At 64.4% G+C, this 11,174-nt stretch carries 12 protein-coding genes; 8 read left to right on the top strand and 4 right to left on the bottom strand.

Annotated features, from left to right (window positions below):
- From WB785_RS25015 to WB785_RS25000, 4 genes are all read left to right on the top strand, one after another.
- On the top strand, window positions 1–1,349 hold a 1,349-nt coding region (locus WB785_RS25015), incomplete at its 5' end, for a mannitol dehydrogenase family protein (protein WP_424082837.1).
- Entirely contained in the window at window positions 1,346–2,248 is a 903-nt protein-coding gene (locus WB785_RS25010) for a carbohydrate kinase family protein (protein WP_424082835.1), read from the top strand. The genes WB785_RS25015 and WB785_RS25010, both read left to right, overlap by 4 nt.
- 1 nt (window position 2,249) lies before the next feature.
- A complete protein-coding gene (locus WB785_RS25005) occupies window positions 2,250–3,449 on the top strand; it encodes an adenylate/guanylate cyclase domain-containing protein (RefSeq protein WP_424082833.1) in 1,200 nt (399 codons plus the stop codon).
- A gap of 37 nt (window positions 3,450–3,486) precedes the next feature.
- Complete coding sequence (locus WB785_RS25000) at window positions 3,487–4,419, top strand: Ku protein (protein ID WP_424082831.1); 933 nt, start codon at window positions 3,487–3,489, stop codon at window positions 4,417–4,419.
- A 6-nt stretch (window positions 4,420–4,425) separates the two neighbouring features.
- On the opposite strand, the gene WB785_RS24995 is transcribed toward WB785_RS25000, so the two are convergent.
- Window positions 4,426–5,802 carry a toll/interleukin-1 receptor domain-containing protein gene (locus tag WB785_RS24995; RefSeq protein ID WP_424082829.1) on the bottom strand — a complete coding sequence of 459 codons (1,377 nt, stop codon included), beginning with the start codon at window positions 5,800–5,802 and terminating at the stop codon, window positions 4,426–4,428.
- A gap of 171 nt (window positions 5,803–5,973) precedes the next feature.
- Here WB785_RS24995 and WB785_RS24990 point away from each other — a divergent pair, with 171 nt between their 5' ends.
- From WB785_RS24990 to WB785_RS24980, 3 genes are read left to right on the top strand one after another with little or no spacing between them, the layout of a single operon-like run.
- Window positions 5,974–6,765, top strand: coding sequence for an SDR family oxidoreductase (locus WB785_RS24990; protein WP_424082827.1), 792 nt, complete (start codon window positions 5,974–5,976; stop codon window positions 6,763–6,765).
- Between the two features lie 2 nt (window positions 6,766–6,767).
- Window positions 6,768–7,844, top strand: coding sequence for a diacylglycerol kinase (locus WB785_RS24985; RefSeq protein ID WP_424082825.1), 1,077 nt, complete (start codon window positions 6,768–6,770; stop codon window positions 7,842–7,844).
- Between the two features lie 49 nt (window positions 7,845–7,893).
- Window positions 7,894–9,126 carry an Nramp family divalent metal transporter gene (locus tag WB785_RS24980; RefSeq protein ID WP_424082823.1) on the top strand — a complete coding sequence of 411 codons (1,233 nt, stop codon included), beginning with the start codon at window positions 7,894–7,896 and terminating at the stop codon, window positions 9,124–9,126.
- A 26-nt stretch (window positions 9,127–9,152) separates the two neighbouring features.
- On the opposite strand, the gene WB785_RS24975 is transcribed toward WB785_RS24980, so the two are convergent.
- From WB785_RS24975 to WB785_RS24965, 3 genes are all read right to left on the bottom strand, one after another.
- Window positions 9,153–9,383 (bottom strand): hypothetical protein, encoded by a 231-nt coding sequence (locus tag WB785_RS24975; protein ID WP_424082821.1) that lies wholly within the window; start codon window positions 9,381–9,383, stop codon window positions 9,153–9,155.
- An 85-nt stretch (window positions 9,384–9,468) separates the two neighbouring features.
- Entirely contained in the window at window positions 9,469–9,711 is a 243-nt protein-coding gene (locus tag WB785_RS24970; RefSeq protein ID WP_424082819.1) for a hypothetical protein, read from the bottom strand.
- Between the two features lie 74 nt (window positions 9,712–9,785).
- Window positions 9,786–10,496, bottom strand: a complete 711-nt coding sequence (locus WB785_RS24965) for a hypothetical protein (protein ID WP_424082818.1) — start codon at window positions 10,494–10,496, stop codon at window positions 9,786–9,788.
- A gap of 81 nt (window positions 10,497–10,577) precedes the next feature.
- Between WB785_RS24965 and WB785_RS24960 the strand changes: the two genes are divergently transcribed.
- Window positions 10,578–11,174, top strand: a 597-nt coding sequence (locus WB785_RS24960) for a gamma-glutamylcyclotransferase (protein WP_424082816.1), incomplete at its 3' end; no start/stop codon positions are given.

Below are 11,174 nucleotides of genomic sequence, written 5' to 3'. Positions count from 1 at the left end.
GCTATGACCGCGGCAGCGTCGGCGTCGGTATCGCGCACATCGGGGCCGGTCACTTTCACCGGGCGCATCAGGCCATGTACATCGACCGGTTATTACAGCGGGGCTTGGCGCGCGAGTGGGGCATCTGCGGGCTGGGGGTGATGCCCGGTGACTGGACCATGCGCGACGTCCTGCGCGACCAGGACGGGCTCTACACGCTGATTCTGGAGAACCCGGACGGCAGCCGCGATGCGCAGGTGATCGGCTCGATCATCGACTATCGCTACGCCCCCGACGATCCGGAGCCGGCGTTGGAGGTGCTCGCCGCGCCGACCACCCGGATCATTTCGCTGACCATCACCGAAGGTGGTTACCGCGACGTGGGTGGTCCCGCGTTCGGGTTGATCACCGCGGCTCTGGCCAGACGCCGCGACCGCGGGATCACCGCACCGACCATCGTGTCGTGCGACAACATCGAGGGCAACGGTGCGATCGCGCGAGGCGCCATCCTCGCGAATGCCGGACAACGAGATCCCGGGCTTGCCGAGTGGGTGGCCGAACACGCCCGGTTCCCGAGTTCAATGGTGGACCGCATCACCCCGGCCACGACGCTGGAGATGGCGGCGGCAGTGCGGCGCGACTTCGGGGTGGCCGACCGGTGGCCGGTAGTGGCCGAGGCGTTCTCCGCATGGGTTCTCGAAGATGACTTCGCCGACGGCAGACCGCCGTTGGAGCAGGCGGGCGTGCTGCTGGTCGACGATGTCGTCCCATACGAGTCGATGAAGTTGCGGATGCTTAACGCCGGGCATCAGTGCCTGTGCTATTTCGCCCATCTGTGCGGCTTCGAGTATGTCCACGACGCAGCGCGTGATCCGCTGTTCGCCGAATTCCTGCTCGCCTATTTCGATTTCGAGGCCATCCCGACGCTGCCACCGGTGCCTGGAATCGACCTGCACGACTACAGCCGCACGCTGATCCAGCGGTTCGCCAACCCGGGTGTGCGCGACACCGTTGCGCGACTGTGCGCGTATTCGTCGGACCGGATCCCCAAATGGCTGTTACCCGTGATCCGCGACAACCTGGCCGGCGATGGATCGATACGGCTGGCGGCGGCGGTGGTGGCGAGCTGGGCTCGCTACGCCGAGGGTGTCAGCGAATGGGGTGAACCGTTCGAGGTGGTGGATCAGCTGGCGGACTCGCTGGTCCCGATCGCCCGGTCGCACCACGAGAATCCCACCGCGTTCATCGAAATCATCGCGATGTTCGGAGATCTGGCCCAGCAGCCACGCTTCGTGCAGGCATACCGCTGGGCGCTGGACTCGTTGCATCACAAGGGAGCCCGGGCGACATTAGAGGCGTTAGTACGATGACCTCCGGCCTGGTGATCGGCGAATCGCTGATCGACATCGTCGAAGCAGAAGAACACGTAGGCGGCAGCCCACTCAACGTCGCCGTCGGGCTGGCCCGACTGGGGCGCAACGTCGATTTCCTGACCAACATCGGCGACGACACACACGGCCGGCGGATCGCGCATTATGTCAATGATGCAGGAGCACAACTTGTTTCGGGAAGCCAAACTGCTGCCCGGACAGCGACGGCGCGACTGACCGTCGGCGAAGACGGCTCGGCTACATACGTCTTCGATCTGGACTGGCAGCTTTCCGGCACGCCGATGGTGACGCCGCCGCTGTTCGTGCACACCGGATCGATTGCGGCCGTGCAGGAACCGGGCTGCCTTGCGGTCCCGGCGCTCGTCGACACCTACCGCATCTCGGCCACGATCACGTTCGATCCCAACGTGCGTCCGTCGCTGATCGTCGACCGAGATCTGGCCCGCGAACGCATCGAGCGCCTCGTCGAACGCAGCGACATCGTGAAAGTCAGCGAGGAGGACCTGGGTTGGATCGACCCCGACCATCCGCCCGAGCGGACCGCGCAAACCTGGCTGGCACTGGGTCCCGCCGTTGTCGCGGTGACGATGGCTGACCGGGGAGCGATGGCGGTCTGCGCGGCCGGCGAAGTGCGGGTGGCGGCTCGACCGGTCCAGGTGGTCGACACCGTCGGCGCCGGCGACGCGTTCATGGTCGGCCTGATCGATGCGCTGTGGGGATCAGGCTTGTTGGGTGCGCAGCGACGCGCCGAGCTGGCCGGAATCGACCTCGGCGTGCTGACAGCGGCACTCGAGGCCGCCAGCAACGCGGCGGCGGTTACGGTAACCCGGGCGGGTGCCGATCTACCGGATCGGGCGGCGCTGAACGAAGGGCCATGATTTGACCGCGTGGGCGGGGCGAATCGGCGCAACGGCGGCCGATAGCAACGAAGTCGCTCTGCAGAAGCGTCTCGCGGTTGTGCTGTGTGCGGGGACCCTACCGTTCACGGCGCTCTGGAGCGGCATCTATCTGCTGTTGGACGCCCCGCTTGCCGCTGCCGTACCCGCCTTCTACACGGTTTTCACGCTGGTGAACACCGCTTTGTTCGCCTGGACTCGCAACCTCGAGTTCTACCGCTTCACCCAGCTCCTGTTGATCCTGATCTTGCCGTGGCTGGTGACGATAGCGCTGGGCGGCTTTCGCGTCTCCAGCGCGGTCATTATCTGGGCGGCACTGTGTCCGCTGGGCTCGCTGTTGCTTGAAGAGCCCAAACGGACCCTGTTTTGGATCGTCGGCTTCGTAGCGCTGCTGCCCATCACTGCCCTACTGCAGCCTCATCTGACGCCGGCGCATCTACCCGATGCGTTCGTGACGTGGTTCTTCGTACTCAACCTCGGAACGGTGATCGCGGTCGTATTCGGGCTGCTGCATTACTTCGTCCGCCGCCGCAACTTCTTCCAGCAAAGCTCGGAGATGCTGCTGCTCAACATTCTGCCCAAGGAGATCTCCGAGGCTCTGAAGACGCAACCGCGCGCGATCGCCGCCCACTATGACGCGGCCAGCATCCTGTTCGCCGACATCGTCGGATTCACCCCGATGGCAGCGACCATGGTGCCGCTGACCCTGGTCGACCTGCTCAATGATGTGTTCGAGTGCTTCGACGATCTCGTGGACAAGTACGAGCTGGAGAAGATCAAGACGATCGGCGACTGCTACATGGTCGCGGCAGGCGTCCCGCGCCCGCGCGACGATCACGCACAGGCTCTGGTCAACTTCGCGCTGGACATGCAGGACGAGATCGGCAAACGGACTTTCGGCGGGCGCAGGCTTGCCTTCCGCATCGGCATCAACTCCGGACCGGTGGTCGCCGGCGTCATCGGCCGCAGAAAATTCATCTACGACCTCTGGGGCGAGACGGTGAATATGGCCAGCCGCATGGAGTCCCACGGCCACAGCGGCGTCATCCAAATCACTCGTAATACGTTCGACCGTGTCAGCGCTGAATTCGATTGCGAGGCCCGCGGGACGATTGAGGTCAAGGGCGCGGGGCGCGTCGCAACCTGGCACGTCACCGGCAGGAAGCCGGCGACCGGCGGTTAAGCGCGTATCCCGATGGTCATGTGGGCATACTGACTCTATGCGTTCCATCTGGAAGGGTTCGATCTCCTTCGGGCTGGTCAACGTCCCGGTCAAGGTGTACAGCGCGACCGAGGACCACGACATCAAGTTTCATCAGGTGCACGCCAAGGACAACGGCCGCATTCGCTACAAGCGCGTGTGCGAGGTCTGCGGCGAAGTTGTCGAGTTCCGCGATATCGCGCGGGCCTACGAATCCGACGACGGCCACATGGTGGTAATCACCGACGACGACATCGCGACCCTGCCAGAAGAGCGCAGCCGCGAAATCGAAGTGCTGGAATTCGTTCCGGCCGGCGACCTCGACCCGATGATGTACGACCGTAGCTACTTCCTCGAGCCCGAGGGCAAATCGACCAAATCGTATGTGCTGCTGGCCAAGACGCTGGCAGAAACCGATCGGGTGGCGATCGTGCATTTCGCTTTGCGCAACAAGACCCGGCTTGCGGCGTTGCGGGTCAAGGATTTCAGCAAGCGTGACGTGATGGTGATCCACACCCTGCTGTGGCCCGACGAGATTCGCGACCCCGACTTCCCGGTGCTGGACAAGAAGGTCGACATCAAGCCGGCCGAACTGAAGATGGCCGGGCAGGTCGTCGACTCGATGGCCGATGACTTCAACCCGGACCGCTATCACGACGACTATCAGGAGCAGTTGCACGAGCTGGTGCAGGCCAAACTTGAAGGCGGAGAAGCGTTTACCACAGAGGAGCAGCCCAAAGAGCTCGACGAGACCGAAGACGTCTCCGATCTGCTGGCCAAGCTCGAGGCCAGTGTGAAGGCACGGTCGGACGGCGGGAAGTCGACGGCGAAGAAGGCTGCCAAGAAAGCTCCGGCGAAAAAGGCACCGGCCAAGAAGGCTCCGGCCAAGAAGGCGGCCGCAAAAAAGACATCAGCCAAGAAGACACCCGCTAAGGCGGGTTCAAAGTCCTGACTGGGCCTATTGGTACCGGGCGGCCCACCACTGATACACCTCATCAAGGCTGCCGCCCGCAGGCCCCCCCATTAGGGCAAGCATCCGTCGAGAATTTATCGTCCATTCGATATAGGGATATTCGCCGCGGTTGTAGCACACAAACTTTCCTGCCGACCAGTTCTGTATTCCCTGATGGCCTACGCATGGTTTCTGCCACATCTCAGGTGCGTCGTCGCTGATCTGGCTGTCCAGGTCACGGCTGGGAGATAGCACCGAATACCGAAGCATGCGAACCTCGCTCAAACCGGGATCACAGTAAACGGTGAACTGAGCCCCCACCGTTTCATCCGGCCCTCGCAGTGTGCAGTGGTCAGCGCTGGGAACAACAGACAACAACTCCGCACCCGAAGACGGCGGCGACCCCGGCGTTACTGCACCGCCCGTTACCGACGACGATTGCGTTCCGCTGCTCGGTGCCGACGACGACTCGGTCCCGGCAACACCGCCTGCACTTCCGTGCGGCCTCGAAGGCGACTGGGTTCCCACGACGATTCCCACAATCACCGCCGCCACAACGACCACGGTGCCGACAGCGGTCCAGATCTTTGTACGGCGGCTCAACGGCTGACGTGGTGGCGGGCGCGACGGGGCGGGCATCGTTTCAGCCCACCCGTAGGGATGTTGGGTGTTGGCGCGCTGCGGCGTCGAAACCGGCGGTCCGGCAAAGGCAATCGGGGCTGATTCCGCTTGGACGGAGGCCAGGATGGCCTCCACATCGGTTCGGGTTCGGTAGGTAACGTCTTCGCGGTCGTGCAGCTTGCGCAGCAGCGTGACGATGTCGTTGCGGGCGGCCTCGTGTTGACCGTCTTCTCGCAGGCTCACTTGGAGCTGGGCGACCAGCGCCGCCTGATCTCGCGGGGTGAGATAGTCCGGGTTCGAGATCGTGTTGTAGAGCCGGATCAGGTATTCAAACGGCACCGACGGTTCATCAGGCAGCGGGTCGGGCAGGGGCTGACGACGTGCCCGCTCCCGGTGCAGCGCGGCACTGAGCCGCATCGCAGTTCCGGGAGTCGCGTGGCGGTAGTCAATCGCCTGGACCGACGCCAACGGGTTGAGTTGCATGCTGTCGACCAAGCCGACCTGCACCGGAAGGATCGGCAGCCCGAGAGCTTGCGCGTACTGCAGCTCAGCCTGGCACGGCTTGGAGTCGAGCGAGCTTTGCGACAACGCGAAAATGAAGACATCGCAGCCACGAATCTGGTCGAGGATCGCGCGCCACCATGCCTCGCCGCCGGCGAGGCGCTGGTCCATCCACACCTGCTCGTCGGCGTCCTGCAAATCCTGCGTGAGACTTTTGACCGCGTCCCTGTCCCGGCTGGAGTAGCTGACAAACACCGTCACGGGTGGCTCCTCGGCTGGCCCCGGTATGAGTAGCTGGAGCATACGAGGTCGCGGCAGCAGATACCCCCGAAAGCGTGAGGCCTGACAAGCGGCAGCCACGCCACAAGAAAACTAGAACGTGTTTCAGAAATGGGGTTACGGAAGCGCGGCCGGCTTGTTACGGTGGCGCCCGTGATCCTGGATAAATTCCGACTCGACGACAAGGTCGCGGTCGTTACCGGTGGTGGTCGCGGGCTTGGCGCCGCCATCGCGCTGGCATTCGCTGAGGTCGGCGCCGACGTTGTCATCGCCTCGCGCACCCAATCTGAACTAGAGGCCGTTGCCGAACAGGTCCGCGCCGCGGGCCGCCGCGCCCACGTCGTCGCCGCGGACTTGGCACACCCCGAAGTGACCGCGGAGCTGGCCGGCCAAGCCGTCGAAGCCTTCGGACGGCTGGACATCGTCGTCAACAACGTCGGCGGCACCATGCCCAACGCGCTGTTGACCACGTCGACGCAGGATCTCAAGGCCGCGTTCACTTTCAACGTGGCCACCGCCCACGCGTTGACCACCGCCGCGGCGCCGCTGATGCTCGAGCACTCCGGCGGCGGCAGCGTCATCAACATCACCTCGACGATGGGTCGGGTGGCCGGCCGCGGTTTCGCCGCCTATGGCACCGCCAAGGCCGCACTAGCGCATTACACCCGGCTGGCCGCGCTGGACCTGTGCCCGCGAATCCGGGTCAACGCCATCGCGCCGGGTTCGATCGCCACCTCGGCGCTGGACATCGTCGCCTCCAACGACGAGCTGCGCGAACCGATGGAGAAGGCGACACCGATGCGCCGACTCGGTGAGCCCGACGAGATCGCGGCCGCCGCAGTGTATTTGGCGTCGCCCGCCGGCGCCTATCTGACCGGCAAGGTGCTCGAAGTCGACGGCGGCATCACCTTCCCCAACCTCGACCTACCGATTCCGGACCTGTGACCATGACGATTCGTGTAGCCCAGATCGGCACCGGCAACGTCGGCATCCATGCACTACGAGCACTGATCACCAATCCGGAATTCGAGCTCACCGGGGTGTGGGTGTCGTCGGAAGCCAAAGCCGGTAAAGATGCCGGAGAGCTTGCCGGACTTGACGATTCGACCGGTATCACCGCGACCACCGACTTGGACGCGGTACTCGCCACCAAGCCGCAGTGCGCGGTCTATACCGCGATGGCCGACAATCGGTTGCCCGACGCCCTCGATGATTACCGGCGCATCCTGGCCGCCGGGGTGAACGTCGTCGGCAGCAGCGCGGTCTTTTTGCAATACCCGTGGCAGGTGCTTCCGCAGGAGATGCTCGGACCGATAGAAGATGCTGCGCAAGAAGGCAATTCGAGCTTGTTTGTCAACGGCATCGATCCGGGGTTTGCCAATGATCTGTTGCCGCTGGCGCTGGCGGGCACCTGCCAGAACATCCAGCAGATCCGCTGCATGGAGATCGTCGACTACGCCACCTACGACAGCGCGACCGTCATGTTCGACGTGATGGGGTTCGGCAAACCGATCGACGAAATCCCGATGCTGCTGCAACCGGGGGTGCTGAGCCTGGCCTGGGGCTCGGTGGTGCGCCAACTCGCGGCCGGCCTGGGTCTGCAACTCGACGCGGTCGAAGAGATGTATGTGCGCGAACCGGCACCCGAGGACTTCGATATCGCCTCCGGGCATATCCCTAAGGGCAGCGCCGCCGCGCTGCGGTTCGAGGTGCTCGGCTTGGTCGACGGCGATCCCGTCGTCGTCCTGGAGCACGTCACCCGGCTGCGCGACGATCTGTGCCCGGCCTGGCCGCAACCGGCTCAGGACGGTGGCTCCTACCGCATCGAGATCACCGGCGAGCCGTCGTACGGCATCGACGTCTGCTTGAGCAGTCCTAACGGCGACCACAATCACGCCGGTCTGGTGGCCACCGCGATGCGGGTCGTCAACGCCATTCCCGCTGTGGTGGCGGCGCCGGCTGGAATCCGGACCACGCTGGACCTGCCGCTGGTCACGGGACGTGGCCTCTACGCCGCGGGCTAGATATTTCGGCTAACCTAACTTTCTTATTCGTCGTATGAAAGTGAGTTAGGTGACGCAGGAGACCCGCCCCCGGCTGAAAACGGGCTGGTATCTGCTCGGCCCCGCATTCGTCGCCGCGATCGCCTATGTCGACCCGGGCAATGTCGCCGCCAACATCAGCGCCGGCGCACAGTTCGGTTTCTTGTTGCTGTGGGTCATCGTCGTCGCGAACATGATGGCCGGCCTGGTGCAGTACCTGTCGGCGAAGCTCGGACTGGTTAGCGGGCGCTCGCTGCCGGAAGCGGTCGCCGCCCGGCTGAGCCGGCGGGCCCGGCTGGCCTACTGGGCGCAGGCCGAGATCGTCGCGATGGCCACCGACGTCGCCGAGGTGGTCGGCGGGGCGATCGCCCTGCGCATCCTCTTCGGTCTGCCACTGCTGATCGGCGGGCTGATCACGGGGGCAATATCGCTGCTGCTGCTAAGGATCCAGGATCAACGCGGCCAGCAACTGTTCGAACGCGTCATCACCGGAATGCTGCTGGTGATCGCGATCGGTTTTACGGCCAGTTTCTTTGTCGCCACACCGCCTCCCGACGCCGTCATCGGTGGGCTGGTGCCGCGATTCCACGGGAAAGAAAGCGTGCTGCTGGCTGCCGCGATCCTGGGCGCGACGGTCATGCCGCATGCGGTATATCTGCATTCTGGGTTGACCCGCGACCGGCACGGCCATCCCGAGCCCGGCCCGGACCGCCGTTGGTTACTGCGCGTGACCCGGTTGGACGTCGGGCTGGCGATGGTGGTGGCCGGCGGAGTGAATGCCGCCATGCTGCTGATCGCTGCGCTCAATATGCGCGAGCGCGGTCATACCGGTTCCATCGAGGGCGCTTACGCGGCGGTGCATGACACGGTGAGCCCGACCGTCGCGGTGTTCTTCGCGATCGGATTGCTGGTGTCGGGTTTGGCGTCGTCTTCGGTGGGCGCATATGCCGGCGCGATGATCATGCAGGGCTTGCTCTACCGGTCGATTCCGATGCTGGTGCGCCGGCTGGTGACGTTGGTACCGGCGCTGTTGATTTTGGTGCTGGGCGCCGACCCGACCCGAACGTTGGTGCTGTCGCAGGTCGTGCTCTCGTTCGGTATTCCGTTCGCGCTGCTTCCGTTGGTCCGACTGACCAGCGACCGGAAGCTGATGGGCGGCGACGCCAATCACCGTGTCACGACTGCTATTGGGTGGGTGCTCGGCGTCATGATCAGCCTGCTCAATGCGGTGCTGATCTTCCTCACCGCAAGCGGCTCGTCGTAGGACGGCCGACTAGCGCGCCGGGGTCGTCATCCGGCAATCGCATCTGAGGATCTGATCTCGACCTGGTCGTCGGGGTTGAAGTAACGCTCTGTCCCGTCGGTGAAGGTCACGGTGCACACTTCGGGCAGGAAACTGCCTTCGTGGGGGTGCAATTCGCAGATGACTCGTGCTTTGACCCGCTTCCAGGCATCGTCACCTTCGCCGTACTCGCGGACGAAATACCCAGGGAGGCGGTTGGTGAGGTCAACTGCCCGCATGCGGAGGACTCGACCCGGTGACGTAGGCATGATTCCGATTCTGCCTTCTGGTGATCTTGAGTGCCTGCCGAGCCGGAGTGTGACGCTAGGTCCCCGACGGTGCTGATCTACCTAACCGCGCGCGGCTCGGAATGGGACGGATGGCCGTCGGCTTCGGCTCCACCGGCGGCCCGAGCTCGAGGAGTTCGTCCAGCAGCGCGTCCATCTGACTTACCGGCGGCAGCGCTCCGCCCCGGCGGCGGTATGCACTCCGAACGCTGGCCAGCCGTCGCAATTCCCGTTCGATCGTGTCCCGGTCCCGCGTGCTGTCGTCTACCGAAGCGCTCATTGAGTGATCGTTGCACCGAAAAGTTAACGCCGACAGCGTGACGCGCCGGAATTAACCTCGCGGTCACCACCCGATCAGATCACCGTGTTGGTGTCGCCATCCAAGAGTTGTTGGGGGGCTTGGCCGAATACATAGCGTGCGATGACGGGGTCCAGCGTGAAGGTCCAGGTGACGTCGTATCGGTCATCTGGCCACACAGCCGGTATGACGGTGCCGTCGACGGTGGGGAAATCCTGCACGAGCCCCGGGATGCCGCGGTGTTCATAGCAGATCAACACCACCTCGGCGCCGCCCGACAGCACCGCGTCAGCGAACGCAGCCTCCTGACCCAGCAGCGCGGGCGACTGGATGGGCAGACTCAGCAATCGGCTGAGACCCAGGATGGTCTGGTAGGGCCGGTGAATTTTCGTCACGGCAGGGTCTCCGTAAGCGGTTGCATACAAAGCCGTGGGAGTGCGCAGGCCCATCTTCGGCGCGACCGCCGGGCTGAACAACGCGGTCAGCGCACCGGCCCGTTCCCACCCCTTGGGTGACAACGAAAATTCGTTGCGGTTCCCGTCGATGTCGACGCCGAAAGGTGGCCTTGACTCGTCGATCGGCTTCTCGCCGTGCCGGATGACGTAGATCTGCTGCGGCAGCTGCCCCGGCTGCGCGGACGCTTGTTTAACGCCAAACAACATGGACGCCACTGCCCCGGCGGATACTCCGCCGATCACGCCGATTGCTCGACGCCGAGACATCGAGGCGCCGGTCCACTGGTCGAAACGATCCTCGGTCAGGGCCACATTGAACATCATGACCTGCGGCAGCGACGGGTAATCGCCCCTTCGCCGATCAGGTACTTCGCCCCGCTAACATCGAACCCAGTGTCTGCGCGACGTCATACCTATTTCGCGTACGGGTCTAACCTGTGCGTGCGGCAGATGGCGCAACGTTGCCCCGACGCCGCCAATCCGCGGCGCGCGGTGCTGGCCGACCACGACTGGCTGATCAATCAACGCGGCGTGGCCACCGTCGAGCCGTTCGACGGCACCACAGTGCACGGAGTCGTCTGGCAGCTTTCCGATCACGACCTGGCCACCTTGGACAGCGCCGAGGGCGTGCCCGCGCGCTATCGGCGCGACGAGCTGACCGTGCACACCGACGACGGGCCGTCTGATGCCTGGGTGTACATCGACCACCGGGTGCATCCGGGTCCGCCGCGACCGGGCTACCTGGAACGCATCATCGACGGAGCAGAGCATCACGGGTTGCCGCAGCGCTGGATCGACTTTTTGCGACGATGGGATCCTGCTCGCTGGCCTCGGCCACGTGCGTGGGCAGGAGGGCCTGCGCCGCAGTCGCTTTCCGAACTGCTGGCCGATGCCGGGGTGGTCGAGGACAGCCGGCTGCGGTCGCGCTTCGGTTTTCTTGCCATTCACGGCGGCGGCCTGGAGGAGATGACCGACGTGATCGCCGAACGC

Origin of the sequence: Mycobacterium sp. (assembly GCF_049585075.1) — a bacterium.
Classification (GTDB): domain Bacteria; phylum Actinomycetota; class Actinomycetes; order Mycobacteriales; family Mycobacteriaceae; genus Mycobacterium.
This window is presented reverse-complemented; position numbering and strand designations above follow the sequence as displayed.